Origin of the sequence: Nodosilinea nodulosa PCC 7104 (assembly GCF_000309385.1) — a bacterium.
GTDB lineage: Bacteria > Cyanobacteriota > Cyanobacteriia > Phormidesmidales > Phormidesmidaceae > Nodosilinea > Nodosilinea nodulosa.
This window is the reverse complement of record NZ_JH976537.1, coordinates 3,383,085-3,401,155: the sequence shown is the minus strand read 5'-3', so window position 1 is coordinate 3,401,155 and position 18,071 is coordinate 3,383,085. Positions and strand designations below refer to the sequence as shown.

The 18,071-nt window shown below is 50.1% G+C and carries 13 protein-coding genes and 1 pseudogene; 8 read left to right on the top strand and 6 right to left on the bottom strand.

Annotated elements, in window-relative coordinates; translation table 11 throughout:
* Positions 1 to 1,412 (bottom strand): annotated as a pseudogene (locus LEPTO7104_RS34060) (IS1634 family transposase); the annotation flags it as partial.
* A 100-nt stretch (positions 1,413 to 1,512) separates the two neighbouring features.
* On the bottom strand, positions 1,513 to 1,722 hold the full coding sequence (locus LEPTO7104_RS0115600) for a hypothetical protein (RefSeq protein ID WP_017298910.1): 210 nt from the start codon (positions 1,720 to 1,722) through the stop codon (positions 1,513 to 1,515).
* A gap of 324 nt (positions 1,723 to 2,046) precedes the next feature.
* On the opposite strand from LEPTO7104_RS0115600, the gene LEPTO7104_RS0115595 reads away from it, so the two are divergent.
* On the top strand, positions 2,047 to 3,033 hold the full coding sequence (locus LEPTO7104_RS0115595) for an IS110 family RNA-guided transposase (RefSeq protein ID WP_017299514.1): 987 nt from the start codon (positions 2,047 to 2,049) through the stop codon (positions 3,031 to 3,033).
* 75 nt (positions 3,034 to 3,108) lie between these two features.
* On the opposite strand, the gene LEPTO7104_RS0115590 is transcribed toward LEPTO7104_RS0115595, so the two are convergent.
* The 4 genes from LEPTO7104_RS0115590 to LEPTO7104_RS34055 form a co-directional block, all read right to left on the bottom strand.
* Entirely contained in the window at positions 3,109 to 3,861 is a 753-nt protein-coding gene (locus LEPTO7104_RS0115590; protein WP_155523656.1) for a hypothetical protein, read from the bottom strand.
* On the bottom strand, positions 3,862 to 4,863 hold the full coding sequence (locus LEPTO7104_RS0115585; RefSeq protein WP_017299512.1) for a GspE/PulE/PilB domain-containing protein: 1,002 nt from the start codon (positions 4,861 to 4,863) through the stop codon (positions 3,862 to 3,864). It abuts the gene before it with no gap.
* Between the two features lie 490 nt (positions 4,864 to 5,353).
* The gene (locus LEPTO7104_RS0115580) at positions 5,354 to 6,049 is read right to left on the bottom strand and encodes a ZIP family metal transporter (protein WP_017299511.1); all 696 of its coding nucleotides are present in this window, start codon (positions 6,047 to 6,049) and stop codon (positions 5,354 to 5,356) included.
* Positions 6,050 to 6,133: 84 nt separating this feature from the next.
* On the bottom strand, positions 6,134 to 7,498 hold the full coding sequence (locus LEPTO7104_RS34055) for a cytochrome P450 (protein WP_040695483.1): 1,365 nt from the start codon (positions 7,496 to 7,498) through the stop codon (positions 6,134 to 6,136).
* Between the two features lie 611 nt (positions 7,499 to 8,109).
* Between LEPTO7104_RS34055 and LEPTO7104_RS34050 the strand changes: the two genes are divergently transcribed.
* From LEPTO7104_RS34050 to LEPTO7104_RS0115540, 7 genes are all read left to right on the top strand, one after another.
* On the top strand, positions 8,110 to 9,138 hold the full coding sequence (locus LEPTO7104_RS34050; protein ID WP_040695481.1) for a glycosyltransferase family 2 protein: 1,029 nt from the start codon (positions 8,110 to 8,112) through the stop codon (positions 9,136 to 9,138).
* 158 nt (positions 9,139 to 9,296) lie between these two features.
* A complete protein-coding gene (locus LEPTO7104_RS34045) occupies positions 9,297 to 10,802 on the top strand; it encodes an NAD(P)/FAD-dependent oxidoreductase (RefSeq protein ID WP_040695479.1) in 1,506 nt (501 codons plus the stop codon).
* Positions 10,803 to 10,823: 21 nt separating this feature from the next.
* The gene (locus LEPTO7104_RS0115560) at positions 10,824 to 11,927 is read left to right on the top strand and encodes a glycosyltransferase family 2 protein (RefSeq protein WP_017299507.1); all 1,104 of its coding nucleotides are present in this window, start codon (positions 10,824 to 10,826) and stop codon (positions 11,925 to 11,927) included.
* Between the two features lie 16 nt (positions 11,928 to 11,943).
* Positions 11,944 to 14,640 carry a glycosyltransferase family 2 protein gene (locus tag LEPTO7104_RS0115555; protein ID WP_017299506.1) on the top strand — a complete coding sequence of 899 codons (2,697 nt, stop codon included), beginning with the start codon at positions 11,944 to 11,946 and terminating at the stop codon, positions 14,638 to 14,640.
* Positions 14,641 to 14,654: 14 nt separating this feature from the next.
* Complete coding sequence (locus LEPTO7104_RS0115550) at positions 14,655 to 15,464, top strand: ABC transporter permease (RefSeq protein ID WP_071527248.1); 810 nt, start codon at positions 14,655 to 14,657, stop codon at positions 15,462 to 15,464.
* 1 nt (position 15,465) lies between these two features.
* A complete protein-coding gene (locus tag LEPTO7104_RS0115545; RefSeq protein ID WP_017299504.1) occupies positions 15,466 to 16,749 on the top strand; it encodes an ABC transporter ATP-binding protein in 1,284 nt (427 codons plus the stop codon).
* Positions 16,750 to 16,832: 83 nt separating this feature from the next.
* The gene (locus tag LEPTO7104_RS0115540) at positions 16,833 to 18,035 is read left to right on the top strand and encodes an acyltransferase family protein (protein WP_017299503.1); all 1,203 of its coding nucleotides are present in this window, start codon (positions 16,833 to 16,835) and stop codon (positions 18,033 to 18,035) included.
* The last annotated feature ends 36 nt before the right edge of the window (positions 18,036 to 18,071 follow it).

Here is an 18,071-nt window from a genome sequence, read left to right as displayed (position 1 = left end):
CCTTGATATGGTCTTCACGCTGTAAGTACAGTCGGGGAGAGGGAGAGGGAGAGGGGGATGCCCTTTGAGTCGGCTAAAGCTGTGCTCCACCAGATATCTTGGCGGTAGACCGTCACGGCTTGAGGCAACGATAATGCCGCTGCGGGATGATTGGTGACATAGACCCGCCAGCCCAAGGTTTGCATCTGCTGGTTGATGGCCTCAGTTTCTAGGGTGCCATTCACCTGGAATCGACGGTGCTCCACCATCCGAGCCGGGCGGTCCCGGTAGCGACGCACAGCGTGTTGCTCCACCTGTTGTGAGTAGGTGAGTTGAACGTAGGCCTTGACCCGGTAGCGGGTGAGAATCGTCTCAGCGGCTTGCGCTAAGGCGACCTCATCGGGAAAGGCTTTCTGGCCGCGCCCCGATTGATTGAGCGCCGCTAGGGCCGTCTGGGCGTGCTCGAGTCGAACTTGGAAGGCCTGCTGGGCGGATTGAGCATAAGCCAAGGAGTACACGACCAATTGCCGCTCTGACCACGTCCAGGTGTGTCCGTCCCATTCTCCTGTGCGGGTCTGGGTCTGCTCATAGCCTCGGGCAATCAGCGCGGTGTGACCGTCGGCATAGTCGTAGTGAATCTCCTGCAACTCAACGGCCCCTTGCTCCACTGGGTCTAGGTAGGCCTGCATCGCCTCCGCCTTGAGTTGAGTCCCACCGAGCGGACAGAGGTAGTAATCGCCTGTGGCCTGGAGAAAGCAACGGGTCGCTAGACTGGCCATCTTGCTGTCACCCACGTAGAGCAACCCAGACTGGCTGAGGGTCTGACGCACCTGCCCAATGGCCGGAATGTAGAGCGGGTCGTCGGCGCGCTGCCCGGAGACAATCTCGGTCGCTATCGGTAGCCCCAGCGGATCTAGCGTCGCCAGCATCAGCTTCAGTTGGGGCAGGTCGGGGCGATGGTCTTTGCTATGGCCATATTGGAACAGCCCTGACTCATTGACCGTCCAATCTCCGCTGACGCTGGTACTATCCAGACGCAGCCGTTTGGGGTGCAGGTCATACACCTGAATCTGACGCTGATTCAACGCCGGTTCAAACAACGCCCATTGGGCATCATCACTGAGATATCGCAACACGCTTTCTAGGCGGTCGTCACTCAGGTCAAGGGCGCGAACCGGTTGCTGCAAGCCCTGTTGCAAGGTTTCCTGATGTCGCTCTACCCAGGCCTGCACGGGGTTTAACCGGTGATCCGCTTGGGACAAAATGTGGCTCAGCCAAACTATCACCACATGGCCTAAGCTGAGCCCCTGCCAGTTCCCATGGGTCGGAAAGTAGTCGTCGAGCAGGGGTTGCACGTCCATCCGCTGCAGTTGGGCCAGCAACAGGGGAATATCGTCAACCCGTTCGGTGATAACGGTTAGGGGGGTATCCATAGCCCTAACCTATCCCAATTGGCTGACCTCATTTAAAAATGAGCGAACCGTGAGTGTTCTGCCTGGCTTTGACGAATCTGGAGGAAACCCACCAAACTCTTCAGTCGGCGAACCCGGCCTCGGGCCGGGTAGGCTTGCTGGTTGACAAAAAAACGGCGACTCGAGGGCTGACCTCCTCCAGCATCTGCTGTCGCACGGTTTGCTCAATGCTTTCCAGACTATCGAGCCTGTCTCGGTTGCTATTGCGGTACAAAATCTCGGCAATCTCTGCTGTACAAGCTTCCAATCGCTTTTGGTCTTCGGGGGTCATGGTGAGTCGTCCCTGAGCTACCCCTCTATTCTCCCCCTGACACTGTTTTCGCGAAAGTGGGATGCTCCCCGTCAACCCAACCTTGTATATAAGCGGTACGCCCCTTGGATTTATCCTAAAGGGATATCGTTGCGGGGAGGACTCCGAACCCAACCTCAAGCCACCAAGCTTGCTTCGTAGATTCATTAGAGCCTCCCCCCCTCCAACCGTCACCTCAAGCAGCCTGGACAGTATGCTGGGCAACCCCTCAATGGACACCCCGGATTCCGCAAGGATAGTGCGCTTGTTGTGTGACTCAGATGTTACCAATTCAGGAGTTGGCCTATGAGTGCATCGGCGATCGTTGCGTTAGGTATCGATATCAGCAAAGGGAGTTTTGATGTCGCCTTGCTGAACGCGAACAACCGTGTAAAACGAGCCAAGTTCGACAATACAGCGGCTGGATTTGAGCAGCTGAGTGAGTGGTTGACTTCTCAGGATGTTGAGCAGGTCCACGCGTGCCTGGAAGCCACCAACACCTATGGTCATGCCCTAGCGCGCTACCTGCACCACCAGGGGCATCAGGTCAGTATCGTCAATCCGGCCCGCATCAAAGGCTATGGCAAAAGTCAGCTGAGTCGAACCAAGAATGATGCCGCCGATGCCGCTCTGATTGCCCGCTTTTGTCGAGACCTCAAGCCAACACTCTGGCATCCCGCCCCTGATGAGGTCGCCACACTCCAGCGGCTCACCCGGCGCTTAGAGGCGCTTGAACAGATGATGACGCAGGAGAAGAACCGCCGAGACCTCTGCGAGGATGACGAACTCAAAGCCGATATTGACGCTCATATTGAGTTCCTGGAGGCGCAGGAAACGTCGCTAAAAAAGCGCTTGCAGCAGCATATTCAAGCCCATGACCGCTTAGCGGAGCAACAGGCCCTCTTGGAGTCCATCACCGGCATTGGAACCCAGACAGCGCTCACTGTGCTCGGCGAGATTGGCTCGATTGAGGTCTTTGGCTCAGCACGCCAATTGGCGGCGTTTGCCGGGCTTACTCCCCAAGAGTTTCAGTCCGGTAGCTCCATCCACGGGAAAACGCGCTTGTGCAAGATTGGCAATGCCCGTCTGCGCAAGGCCCTCTATTTCCCAGCCCTCGTGATGATTCGCTATTGCCCTGAAATCCAAGCCTTTCGCCAACGGCTCCTCGCCGCTGGCAAGCAGAAGATGCAAGTCGTCGGTGCCGTTATGCACAAACTCATCCGCATCATCTACGGAGTGTTGTCTTCAGGGGAAAAGTTTGACGCCGCTAAATTAGTCCCACAGAACACTTGACCTACAGCGGTCTAAACAGTATCTACAGGAGATCTGCGATCGCCCTAACGTATTTTATGCGAGCGAGATCAATCTTTACCTAGATCTGATTTGCAGCCTTTGTACATTCCACGCAAATAGTAAAACCCTGTAAGCGCCTACTTCATCAATGTTTTGCAAAGATTCGTACCATGCGGGCCTTGGAATTTCTAGCGACCTAACCATAGGCAGCCAAGGCAAATAAACTACCATCACCAGTGTATTGGCAGAAAATGATGCCTTAACATTTGCCCATGAATAATCGATCTGCTCTGCATCCCATAGATCTCCACTGTGGGCGTAATTGATATGGTGAGCATTAAAAACCGGGCTCTCAAAATAGCACTCCATAACTTTCCCGCCCACAATTGTGTAGCGACACTTTCCTTGAAAAAAGAAACATTCGTCGTCGTACGGGTCAGGGATTTCAGTAGATTCTACAATCAAACCCTCGGTCTCGACACCCCAAGAGCGAAGAGATAACTGCTTAAGCTGGTGTGATAACTCGCCAAATAAAATCTCACCTATACCTAGTAGGCGCTTCATCACAAGCAACATGATAGGTAACAATATAATTAGAAACCATAGCGGATAGCCGAGTTCAGAAAAAAAGGCAACCGCTACAGTAAGAAGCACAATCCAAAAAAACGTTACGAGAATATAGGCTATCATCCGGCAACTTTCCTTTTTCAAATGAATTTGATATTGCTTGACCGCAGCTTTGCAGTTAAGTTCCGGTTTGCCTGTAGTAGCCCTAACTACCTGCGATGGGCGATCGCACCACAAAAACATCCGCTGCGCGTTAACCAATCAAAGATCGCCCTGCCTTTTTAAGTTCTGACGCTCCACATATGCGTCAATAGCCTGTCGAAAGTCGTTTATTGGTATCACAAAACGTTGGAGAGCTAGCTTATGGGGTTTAAGGCATATCTCAATCATATTTTGAGCATGCAGATTATTGGGATCGACCATGGCCACTTGAACAATTGAGGAAAGGCTATTCCTCAACCTGGCAATGGGAATGACCTGATAATCTTGACAGACTCTCAGGGGAATCAGGGTTTCAATTAAGTCAAATATTTGATCGGAGCTTTCATCTTTCCAGTCTAGATTTACACAGAGTAAGCCATAGAGAATCTTTAATTCAAAGCGCTGAAGACGCCTTAATCGATCTACTAATTCCTTCGGTTGAGAATGCACAATGCGCGTCTCAATCTCATAGGCTTTCTGCAGAGCTTTTCTTTCCTCCTTAAGCTTCAGATTGGCCTCATACGCCCGTTGAAGTGCTTGTCGGTGCTCTCGCAAAGTCTGCTCGTTTGTGCACATTCTAAACAGTCTTTCATAATCCTCTGGGAGAATTGCTAGGCGTTGAAGCTCGTATCCACGTCGCCTTAGCTGATAGCCAAGGTCGTCTTCGGCCTGTATATCATCGGGGTTCACCATGGCTACACGAACTATATAATGATAAAGTCTGCCAGGAATTGGCGAATATGTAGCCATTGAGATGGGAATTATTCGATGCAATTGACACAATCGCATCGGAACCAGATTCTCTATCAGATAAAGAATTTGATCCGCAAGATTTTCTTCTATCCCTGGCGTAAAGACATCTAGCCCATAACGAATGCCCCATTCAAAGCGCTGAAGTTCCTTCAGCCTGAAATTCAGATCCAAAGGTAGAGGATATTCGATCAGATGCTCAATTATTCCTTGCAAAGATTTACCCTTTCTAAAGGCTTGGGTAACAGACGCTATAGCCTGTTCATGACTCAAGCCTAATTCTGTAGTAAGCCAATCGACGAGTGACATCATGGATAATTAAATTGAAATCGCTTCGGGGCATTCTCGGATTGTCTCTCTTGACGCCTAATTTGGCCTTTAGCCTAACTGATCTACTCTAATTTGGTCTAACATTCCTCAGCAGGTGATAGCCAGTGCTTGAGGTTGAATTTTGCCTTCTGTAGGGGGTGAGAGGCTAAAAAATGTCAGTGTAATACCTCAAATTAGGGCGCTATTCAGACCTTAATCGGGCTATTTACCCAAAACGAAATGTTATACAAATCAAAATCTTGTGTAACTACTCCACACCGTGATGCTACACAGATCTTGATTCGCATAATAGTCCTCCTGAGAGGCGTTATGCAGATACTTTAGTCAAATCTTTACCGGCTATACCACTTCCTTTGCACGGTTGACAAGGCGCGATTGCACCAGGCTGTTAGACTACGCTGCTCGCTTCGGGTGCGGGTATGCCTAACTGTCAGTGCTGAGCCACGTTCAAAATGGTAAAGCCACCTGCTTACTAATTCAATTGATCTAGGTAAAGCGCCAGGATCAGCCCGATTGTAGTAGCAATGCCGACCAGGTACGCATCTTCTTTAAATGCTTTGGGAAACACCTCGATCGCCAGCGAGGCAATCACCGCACCGCCAGCAAAACACCTGATCAGGGCTAGAACGTCCTTCGATACGCCAGCCAGGAAGAAATTCCCAGCGAGTGCCGCAGCCGACAGGAGCACGGCGGTCATGCCCCAGAGAAAAAGCACCTTTCCTTTTGATCGATTTCCCCTGGCCATTGCTTTGGCCCCCCCTGCCGCTTCGGGCAAGTTGGACAAAAAGATAGAGCCTGAAAGGGCAGCAACTTGCAGCGGCCCAGCCCCGATGAGGGCAACGCCCAGCGCCAGATTCTCCGGAATGCCGTCTAAGGTAATGGCGGCCAACAGTCCACCACCGCTGCTGCTGCCCCACTTCTTTTTCACGAGGTAGTCTAGCCCGGTAAAGACGGTCGCCCCAACCAACACGAGCGCGAAAGCCGCCCAAATATTAGTTTCCTTTGTGGAAGGTTCTATCAGTTCCAAAACCGCCGATATGATCAGCGCGCCGCCCGCTAAGGCGACGATAAATCCCTCTACCGATTTAGACAGGCTTCCATAAATGCCCCATGCAGCCCCTAGAAGTAAAGCGCCAGAGACCACTAGCACGACAAGGACGGTCAACATAGGTGTTCTCGTATGCGCATACTTAACTCAACGCCTACAAAGCAGTTAGGTAATCGCACCTAACTGCTTCATCTCTCGGCGGCCTTACCCCGCTACCGCCGAGGCCTGCCGCCTGGGGCTGAGGGTGACCTGAATGCCGGTCTCGGGCCGCAGCGTAATCGACGGCTGGGGCACAATTTCAAAATCGGGCACCACCGCCACCTCAAATTTTTGGGCAATGGTGGCCAGCAGCAGGGTCGCCTCCATTTGGGCAAACCCCTTGCCAATGCAGATGCGCGGCCCGTCCCCAAAGGGAAAGTAAACGCCCCGAGGCAGGGATTTTTCCAGGTTATTTTCCCAGCGATCGGGCAGAAACTGATCGGCCTGCTCAAAATAGTCGGGGCTGCGGTGCATGACCCACTGGCTGAGCAGCATGACCGTGCCCTGGGGGACTTGGCAATCGCCCACGGTGGTATCTTCGGCGGCTTCGCGACCCAGCAGCGACACGGGAGGGTACAGCCGCATCGACTCTTTGATAATGGCGCTGGTGTAGGGCAGCTGGGGCAGGTCGTCAATGGTGGGCGATCGCCCCTCCAGCGCTGTATCCAGCTCATTCTGCAATCGCTCCCACACCTGAGGGTTTTGCGACAGCAGCATCCAGGTCCAGGAGAGGGCGTTGGCGGTGGTTTCGTGGCCGGCCAGCATCAGCGTGGCCACTTCGTCGCGCAGCAGCTTGTCGTCCATGCGCTCGCCAGTGGCTTCATCCTGGGCCTGCATCAGCATCGTCAGCAGGTCGCCCGACTGGTCGGGATGCTCGCGCCGCTCCCGAATCAGGGCGTAGATGGCCTCGTCCATGTCGGCGATCGCCTGGCGGTAGCGAATATTTTCGGGCCGGGGGAACCACTCCCACACCAAAAAGTTCTGCTTGCGCTTGTTCTCAAACCAGTCCATCGCCACATCCAGGGCGTGGGCAACGGTGCTGGCCTGCCCCTCATCGACATCCTTGTCAAAAATGCACTTCATCACGATGCGCAGGGTCAGCTGCATCATTTCCCGATGGATATCAAGGGTATCGCCAGCGTTCCAGCGCTCCAGCATCTGCTGGGTGTAGTCCACCATGACGGTGCCGTAGCCCTGAATGCGCTTCTGGTGAAACACGGGCTGGGCCAGCTTGCGCTGCCAAAACCAGGACTCGCCCTCGGCGGTGAGTAGCCCTTCCCCCAGCAGGGTCTTGAGTACCCGAAAACCCCGGCTTTTGATGAAGGAGTCGCGATCGCGCAGCACCGCCTCAATCAGATCGGGATGGTTGACCAGGCAGGCGGGCGTCAGCCCCAATTGTAGCGGCACCAGGTCGCCGTAGTCGCGAGAGCACTGGGTTAAAAAGCCCAGGGGGTCGGCTCCCATTTCAAGCAGGCTTCCGGCCAGAGAATTGCCCCTAGGCCCGGGCAGATCAAATAAGTCTTGTGGCATAGATAGCGTTAGCCATAGGGTGCGATCGATTCCTGGCCAAAAAGTACAAGAACTAACGCCTCTGCACCTCTATCCCAGGGCTTATTTCATCACTCAGCTCAGACCGTTCTCCCGCTCGCTGACCAACGCCCTGACAAGAGAATGTTTGAAACGTCATATTTTTTAGTAGCCAAAGTGGAGATCCCCCTTAAATCTCCCTGCCTTACAGGAAGCCACAAGCGTCCATAACAAGGAGGACTTTTAACCCCCCTTTTTAAGGGGGGCAGGGGGGATCAGCAGGTGGCTAAAGCAGATCACTTTTCAAACGCCCTCTAAAGGAAGCTCCCTCGCCAGCTTCTAGCTCCAGAGCCCGGGGAGATTGCGCTTGGCTTAACCCACCAGTCCTGACCTCGACCCAATTGCGGCCCCGCAGCCTTTCTGCCAGGAGTGCTAATTCAGGGATAGAGATTGTATATAAAAACCCCAAAAAAGCAACTATGCCAGCGGAGCCGAGGCTAGAAAATATGTTCCCCCCCCAAATCCTTAAATTGAGCATGTAGCTACCAATAGCTTCCAGATTTACCGAGAACCGATTGAAGAGGGTAAGTAGAATCCTGCCAGGAAGCCCTCCGATGGTAGTCTCTCCGCCCCCGTTCGTTTCAATTGTTGTTCCGGTTCATAACGGTGGCACAGCCTTTAAGGCCTGCCTCCATAGTCTAGAAAAGTTTTTGCCCTCCCCTGACCAGGTTACAACCGAGGTCATTGTGGTTGCCGATGGGTGCACCGACGGCTCTGATCGACTGGCCGAACAGTTTGGGGCCACGGTTCTGCGCACAGAGCATCCCGGTGGACCGGCCCAAGCCAGAAACTTGGGGGCTCGCCAAGCCCGAGGTGAGATTCTCTTCTTTATCGATGCCGATGTCACCATCCACCCAGCAACCGTTGCCCAAATGGCCCAGATGTTTATCGGCGACCAGGGGCTCGCCGCCGCCATCGGGTCCTACGACGATGCCCCAGGGGCCTCAAACTTTCTATCTCAATACAAAAATCTATTCCATCACTACACCCACCAAACCGGCCACGAAGAAGCGTCCACCTTTTGGGGCGCTTGTGGTGCCGTTCGGCGGGAGATATTTTGGGCCACTGGCGGGTTTGACGAACGCTTTCGTCAGCCGTCCATTGAAGATATCGAACTAGGCTATCGCTTAAAACAAAGCGGGCACCGCATCCAGCTGTGCAAGAACATCTTGGTCAAGCACTTAAAGCGGTGGGAACCAGTTTCACTACTAAGAGCAGAGTTCTTTTACCGGGCTCTCCCCTGGACAACCCTGCTGCTGCAACAGCGGCACATGCTGGTAAACGATCTAAATCTTAAAGTCTCCACACGGGTCAGCATTGGGCTCATATTTACCATCGCCGGGGCCATGGGGGGCAGCCTATTTTTATATCAGGCAGCTTACTTAGCTGGGGCGTTAGCGCTCATTTTGCTGCTGATAAACTGGTCAGTTTATCAGTTTTTCTATAGCAAGAGAGGTCTGGCTTTCGCCTTAAAAGCAATTCCCTGGCACTGGCTTTATTTTGGCTACTGCGGATTGGCCTACGGGCTGGGCCTCGCTCGATACTATCTCGCTCGACACTATTTGATTCCAAAACCTACGTAGGAGCAAATTAGAGGCTCAAAAAAGACGTGGTTACTGCGCAGCAGCTGCTACCAGCCCAACATCCAATTCAGAATCCTTATTTCGGTTGACTGACGCTTTAAAGTCTAATTTTCTAAAAATCAAAAATCTCCCTAGACAGGCTGTTTACTGCGAAGAAAATGCAAGGTCTTATAACTCATACAGCTGTCGTAGTAATTGGCGGTGGCCCTGCGGGCTTGACAGCAGCCTACGAACTTTCAAAACACAATACCCAGGCTATTGTCCTCGAGAAGGCAGGCAAGGTAGGCGGCATCTCGCGCACAGAGACCTACAAAAGCTACCGATTTGATATCGGTGGACATCGCTTCTTTACTAAGGTGGGCGAAGTTCAAGCCATCTGGAAGGAAATTCTAGGCGAGGACTTTATCCAAGTTCCTCGCCTCTCCAGAATTTACTATGACGGCAAATTTTATGACTACCCCCTATCGCTGTTCAAAGCATTGTTTAACCTAGGCCCCATTCGCAGCACTCTGATTCTATACAGCTATCTTAAGGCAAAGGCCAAGAAATTTTTGCACTTGCGCCCAAAACCAGAAACCTTTGAAGAATGGGTCATTGACTGCTTTGGCGAGCAGCTTTACCGCATATTCTTCAAAACCTACACTGAGAAGGTTTGGGGCATTCCCTGCACCCAGATCCAAGCCGATTGGGCCGCTCAGCGGATTCAAAATATGTCGCTCAAGCGGGCCATCATCAACGCAATATTTGGCAGTCAAAATGCCAAAAGCCTAATTAAAACCTTTGCCTACCCTCGTCTGGGGCCAGGCATGATGTGGGAGCGCTGCCAAGAACTGCTAGAGTCCAGCGGCTCTTCAGTGCACTTAAATAGCGAGGTCATACGGGTTGAACACCGCGCTGGCCATGTTACCAAAGTGATAGCTAAACAAGGAAATAACACGCTGGAACTGGTCGGCGAGCACTTTATCAATTCGATGCCGGTAGCGCAGCTAGTGCACCGCCTTGACCCCTTACCTCCCGACGAGGTATTAGCGGCAGCACGAGGGCTGAAATACCGGGATTTTTTGATTGTGTCTCTTGTGATTAACCGCGAGCACTTGTTTCCCGACAACTGGCTGTATATCCACAGCCCTGAATTTAGGGTAGGGCGCATTCAAAACTTTAAGAACTGGAGCCCGGCTATGGTGCCAAACTCCCACAAGACCTGTCTGGGCATGGAGTATTTCTGCAACAAAGGAGGCGACCTCTGGGAGATGGCCGACTCAACATTGATTGAGTTGGCTTCTAAGGAAATTGTTCGGCTCAGCTTGGGCGTTAGTGCAGGAGACATAGAAGATGGCTGCGTAATTCGTCAGCCAAAGGCCTATCCGGTCTACGACAAAGACTATCGCCAGCACCTGCAAGTACTTCAGGACTACATAACAACCTTTGAGAACTTACAGACGGTAGGGCGCAACGGCATGCATCGCTACAACAACCAAGATCACTCAATGCTGACAGCTATACTGGCGGCCAGAAATATTTTGGGCGAAAACCATGATCTATGGGATGTCAATGTCGATCGCTCTTATCAGGAAAACTTTACGGATGCTGAGTGGAATGCGCTGAAGCGACAAAAGTCTGCCAAGCCGAATCTCAGCAGCCGGCCAATACTGTCTAGCCTTTAGCCCTAGCCTGGAGAGAAGGTTATGAACAACTTAGAGGATCCTCTGGTTTCAGTCGTTATACCAGCCTACAACGCAGCCGATTTTATTGGTCAAACGCTGCGGTCGGTTGTGGCTCAAACCTATCGTCATCTAGAAATAATAGTTGTAGACGATGGCTCATGCGATCGCACCCAAGCCATTGTTCAAGGCTGGATGCAGCAAGAGCCTCACATCAAGCTATTGCACCAGGCTAACGCGGGAGTAGCCGCCGCGCGAAATTTAGGCATTGAAAATGCCAGGGGTCAATTTATTGCGCCCCTTGATGCCGATGATGTGTGGCACCCCCATGCCATAGAAAAGCTAGTTAGTAAATTCCAAGCCAGCAGTGCAACTGTAGGAGTCATCTACGCTTGGTCAGTAGATATTGATCAGAACGACCGCCCCACTGGCAGTTTTCACGCCGCCAGAATTGCGGGTGACGTTTACAAAACCCTAATTTGCCACAATTTTCTAGGCAATGCCAGCTCCACCTTGATCCGCAAAGCCTGCTTGGATCAAACGGGAGGGTATGACGTTGAGTTTATGGCCCAAAATTCTCAGGGATGTGAGGATTGGGATCTATATTTACGACTAGCCAAGAGCTATGACTTTGCTGTAGTTCCAGAGTTCTTGATCGGCTACAGAAAAATACAAAGCAGCATGTCTAGGAACCATGAGCAGATGGCGCGATCGCATCAACTCATGCTCCAAAAAAATCAGCAGAAAAGCCCCGATCTGCCCAGTTATTTCTACCGACTGTCTTGCAGCAGCTTTTACTTATATTTGGCCCAGCAATGTAGTGCTTCTGAAAATTCACGCGATACCTTGAGCTGGCTATGGCGAGCCGTCAAGATTGATCCTATCACCCCCCTGGGGAGGCTGAGCTTCTACATGTTGCTGATCAAAAGTCTCCTAAAGCTTTCTCAAAAAATGCGACCAGCTCCGCTTGCATTGACCAAGCCTCGTCACCTCGCCTCGAAAGGTCCAGGCAGATCAATGCTTGTACCTGGTACGCTGCTGCCTTTCTACCTACCCGTTCACCCGCTAAAAATTCAGCTCAAGCTATTGGCCGGGACGGTTTTGCATCAGTCATTATCCAGAATTTAGTCTCTAGGAGTTCCATATGCTTTATCCTATAAAAGTTGTTGATATCGAACTGAGCCAGCCTATTCCAACTTTCGAGGAGTTGGAAGGCTATATGGGTTTGCAAGCGCTAGTTCGCCTGCATGGTGTACCGCTTGGATATGTTAAAGCCCCCATATCCCTGGGCCGCTGCACGGCAAATACGCTCAGTAAATTAATTTTAGAGCAGCACAGCTGGGCGATTATCAGCCAATTGCTGAAGAATGGATTAGCTTCGCCTCAACGCTCCGAAGATCTGACGTTAGAAAATTTGATCAGTCTGCCGCCTGTGGAGTACACGGGAGAATGGCCGCTGGTGACGGTGGCGGTGTGTACGCGCGATCGCCCCGATGACATGAAGCTCTGCCTCGAAGCTATCAGCCAGCTAGACTATCCTCACCTCGACATCCTAGTAGTAGACAACGCCCCCCAAACGGAAGGCACCAAAGAACTCGTTGAAACCCACTATCCCCAAGTGCGCTATGTGCGCGAACCTCGTCCCGGTCTAGACTGGGCCCGCAACCGCGCTATTTTAGAGGCCAAAGGCGAGATTATTGCCTACACCGACGATGATGTAGTGGTAGATACTGGGTGGATAAAAGGACTGGTTCAAGCATTTCTAGAAAGCCCGGGCATAATGGCTGTTACTGGGCTTGTAGTCCCCTATGAGCTGGAAACTGAAGCGCAGGTATTATTTGAGGAATACGGTGGTTTTGGGCGAGGGTTCAAAACCCTGCGATACCAAACAATATCAAATCAGTCTATGCCCTGGCAATGGTTAGGAGCTGGGCAGTTTGGTACCGGGGCAAACATGGCTTATCGGAAGTCGGTTTTTGAGACAATTGGTTACTTTGACCCTGCGTTGGATGTTGGTACTCCAACAAACGGTGGGGGTGATTTAGAAATGTTCATCCGAGTACTAAAGGCTGGCTATAGTTTAGTTTATGAACCGGCTGCAATGATTCGCCATCGTCATCGCCGTGAATATGCCCAATTGAAACGGCAAATTTCTTTCAATGGCAGTCTCTATGCTCTGTGGCTAAGCCTAGCAATCGCCTATCCTGACCTAAGAGGTGCTTGTGCCAAAATTGGCATTTGGTGGATGTTTTACTGGAATATACGTCGCACCTTAATAGCATCTCTCCATCAAACCCAGTTTCCCAAAGATTTGATCTTGGCTGAATTTCAGGGCGCATTTTCAAGCTTCAAAACTTATCAAACAGCAACTAAACGTGTCGCAGACATCATTCAGGAGCATGGCTGGCAAACCGACAAACCTTTACCCATTCGCTATTTTCCTGCACTCAAGCTAAAGACAGAAACTAAACAGTCGGCAATCGCTATTCGCCAGATTGAACTGAGCCAACCAGTGTCACCTCTGATCGGTCTAGAAGAATACAGCAAAGCTCGTGTCTTTGTTAGTTGGCATCACAGCCCCATCGGCAGCTTTGACTACATAAACAATAATCAAAACATATCTCTATCTACCTTATCTAAACTGATTGTAAATCAGTTTGGCACTAAATTGCTTGCTCCTTCAGGCATTATGGCAGGCGATATCATCTGGGCACAGGCCATAAATACAATAGCATCGAGATATCGCCTATCTACCCAGCAAGTTCCCGACCCATTGCCTGGTTCAGTTATGGTTTCCATTGTGATTGCTACCTTCGATCGCCCAGGCGATCTCCGCAACTGCCTGCACCATCTTAGAGTTCAGCAAACTAGCCGCCCAGTTGAAATTATAGTTGTAGATAATCATCCTAGTTCTGGCCTAACCCCACCAGTTATCCAGGAATTTCCTGAAGTAGTCTTGGTAAACGAACCTCGCCAAGGGTTAGCATACGCAAGAAATGCAGGATTTATTGCCAGCCATGGTGACATCCTTATTGCAACAGATGATGATGTTACCGTTCCTCCAGACTGGATTGAGAAGCTAATTATGCCCTTCACCCGCCCCGACGTTATGGTTGTGAATGGCAATGTTTTACCTATTGAGCTAGAAGATGCCTCTCAACAAGCTTTTGAAAACTACGGAGGATTAGGACGAGGGTTTGAGCCCTTTGAGGTAGGAGGAGCATGGTACGACCTGTTTCCTCATAAACCCTCGCCAACATGGTCTTTGGGAGCCACAGCAAATGCTGCCTTTCGAGCTAGTATTTTTCACCATCCCAAAATTGGCCTAATGGACGAAGCTCTAGGGCCGGGAATGCCATCTGGTGTGGGCGAAGATACCTATGTGTTTTACAAAGTTTTGAAGGCCGGATATACCATCGTTTATAACCCTCAAGCCTTTGTCTGGCACAAACATCGCAAGACTCGAGAAGCTTTAGAGCGACAACTCTATGGCTACAGCAAAGGTCATGTATCGTATAACCTCGCTACATGGTTACACCATGGTGATTGGCGAGGACTGGCTCAAGTTCTCTTAGGTCTGCCCTATGCCCACTACCATCGAATCAAGGAGTATCTGCTCAAGCGAAGTGACTACCCTCTCTCTCTCATCTGGCTAGAAATTCGTGGCAATCTAGCAGGGCCATGGTCTCTCTGGCAATCCTATCGGCGAGTGAAGAAACTTGGTCGCAGTCAACCATATGTGCCAGTGAACGCTAGGAATCAAGACAAGATAGAAAAGCAACTTATCGAGTCAATTTCTTCCTCGCGGGAATCTTTCCAATCCCCAACTTCAGTTCTTTAAGCCTGTGACAGTCAATGATCTTAAAAAGAACATCTAATCTGTCTAGGCAGAAGTTCCCTACGCAGAATCTTGGCTATCTATATGATCTGCTGCGATCGCTTGTTGATCGCGACATGAAGCTAATGTATAAGCGATCGGCCCTGGGCATTGCCTGGACTCTGATTAGCCCACTGCTACAGCTGCTGGTTTTTGTCTTTGTTTTTCAGGTCGTTATCAAGATTGATATTCCCCAATATTCCTCCTATGTGTTTACAGGGTTATTGGTTTGGAACTGGTTCCAAAATTCTCTATTTCAGGCCACAGGCATTATTATAAGCAGTCGCCCGTTAATCAGGCAGCCAGGCTTTCCCACGGTTATCTTGCCAGTTGTTGTAGTTACAACAGGGTTGATTCACTTTGTTCTGGCGTTGCCAGTACTATTTGTTTTTTTACTCATTGATGGAGTCAAATTTACGCCTATTTTGCTGGCGTTGCCACTGCTACAGCTAATTCAATTTGCCGTCACCGTGACGTTTTCTTATTTCCTAGCCTCACTCAACGTCACATTCCGAGATACCCAACATACCCTGGGAGTTTTGCTTCAGTTTTTGTTCTACCTAACCCCTATCTTCTATGAGCTAGGCAACATTCCCCCTCGCTACTGGTTTATCTATGGGCTAAATCCAATGGTGCATATCGTGACCTGCTACCGACAAATTTTGATGTGGGGTACACAACCAGATTGGCTAGCTCTGCTCATTATTTCGGGAATCACGCTGTTGTTTTTGCCCATTGGCTATCGTCTCTTCAAGTACCAAAGCCTGCGGTTCGTGGAGGAGATTTAGGATGGGCACTGCCATTTTGGTCGAGAATTTAGGCAAGCGGTTTGATCGCTACCATACGGCGAAGCCCGCCACACTTATGGAAGCGGCGCTTACAGGTTTGGGACGGATCAAGCCCATCGAAGATTTTTGGGCATTGCGGGGCGTTTCCTTTGAAGTTGCAGAGGGGGAAATGCTGGGGGTGATTGGTCATAATGGGGCTGGCAAATCGACTCTGCTACAAGTACTAGGCAAAGTAGCCCATCCTAACGAGGGACGCATCAAAATGCGGGGGCGGATAGGGGCACTGCTGGATCTGGGAGCGGGGTTTCATGGCGACCTGACCGGACGAGAGAACGTCTTTGTCACAGCGATTGTGGGGGGTTTGCCTCGCCGTGAGGTAGCACGGAGATTTGATCAGATTGTTGCCTTTGCTGAGCTAGAAGCATTTATTGACAACCCGGTGCGTACCTACAGTTCTGGGATGATGATGCGGCTGGCTTTTTCGGTAGCTGTACACACAGACCCCAAGGTTTTGCTGGTAGACGAGTTTCTGTCAGTGGGGGATTTATCGTTTCAGTCTAAGTGCCTCAATCGCATTGCCGATATGAAAGAACAGGGCTGTGCCATCGTGCTGGTATCCCATGATGTGGGGCAGGTAGAGCGGTTGTGCGATCGCGCTCTCTGGCTCAAGCAGGGCACCGTTGTTGCCTACGGCGAACCAGCGGTGGTTGCCGGGCAGTACACGATGGAGATGCGATCGCAAACCCAGCAGCGCACCCCTCAGCGACCGCCCCAACTTACCCAGATGGGTATGGAACTGCGGGTGAACGAAAACCGCTTTGGTTCTCAGGATATTGAGATTACCGATGTCCGTCTAAAACCAAAATCGACCATAAAATCAGGTGATCTCCTCTGTGTTGAAGTAGATTATAAAACCCATCAACCTTTAGATAGCGCCATTTTTAGTATTACTATCAGCCAAGAAAACGGTGCCCCATGCCTAGACGTAAACACGCTAGATATGGGCATTCCCTATATCCGATTACAGGAGGAGGGCACCATTAGACTTACCCTCGATCGCCTGGATCTGGTAGGTGGTTTTTACTTTGTTAACGTGGGTATTTATCAACAAGACTGGAGCTACGCCTATGACTATCACTGGCATGTTTATCCGTTAACTATTGATGCGACGTTGTCCTCTAAAGCAGCTGGAGTTTTGTGCCCTCCTATGCGTTGGGAAGCAGCAAATTCTGAGGTAAATGCGATCGTCCAGCCCTTAAAATCATGCAGTTGGCACAGCAAATAGAATTCTTGTGTGGTCAACCTGGCACTAGCTTTGCGTGCATCATCGAAAGCCAATAGCGAAGTGCTTAGAGATATGGAATACTCATGACTAACTATACATTTTTGGATCAAAAAAGAGCTAGCAAAAAACGATTATTGTACATTGACAATCTACGGATATTCTTAACCATATTAGTCATTATTCACCATCTTATTGTGGGTTATGGCGGTGCTTCCGGGCGATGGTACTATAACGATCCAGGGCAAATAGATGGATTTTCATGGTATGTAATGACATTTTTTTGGTTACTTAACCAGTCCTTTTTTATGGGATTTCTTTTCATGTTGTCAAGTTACTTTAGTCCTGGCTCGTATAAACGAAAAGGGGCTAATGTTTACATTAAAGAACGACTAATCCGGTTAGGGATTCCTCTTTGCATTTATATTATTGTAGTTAATCCCATCCTGGCCTATGTGGCTTGGATTCAAAAGGCTGGTTTTGAAGGCAGCTTTTGGCAGTTCTTACCTCAATATATCAAGTTTTATAACGGACTAGATGTGGGCGTATTATGGTTTGTAGAAGTCCTGCTGATATTTTCTTTCGCCTATGTCCTATGGCAATGGCTGAGTAAATATAAGATCATCAAATCTTGGAAAATATGCGTTTCTACTAGAGTGATGAACAGACCTAGTAATGCGCAAATTTTCTGGGTAGCTTTGGGGTTAGGAATCTTGGTATTCGCCGATCGCATGTTGTTTGTTGAAAATAAATTCTTACAGCTATTGGGGCTTCCTAACGGACATTTTATTCAATATGTTGTATTGCTATCCATAGGCATGCTGGCGTATCAATACAATTGGTTTTCAGAACTCACTAAAATGCAAGGAAAGATATGGACGGGTGTTGCTCTTGGTCTGCTGCTAGTACTCCCTGGAATCTTAATTGCTGCTGGAATCATGGATGGTAATTTTAGTCCCTATTCGGCAGGGGGAGGGTGGGATTGGCGATCGCTGCTTGCCTTTTCTATCTGGGAACAGTTTATGTGTGTCGCAATCATAATTAGCCTATTAGTTTGGTGTCGTGAAAAACTAAATTTTCAGACTAATTTAACCAAGACGATGGCAAGCAATACCTATGCTGTTTATGTTGTTCATACTCCTGTTCTCACACTACTCATATTTGCGTTGCGTAATGTCATGCTGGAGTCTGTAATCAAATGCATCCTTGTTACACCGATAGCGATCGCATTCTGTTTTTTGGTTGGGCATATCGTTAGGCAGCTACCCTTTGCTAAACAGATTTTATAGTTGCCATCTATGAAATATTGCCAATTAACTGACTGG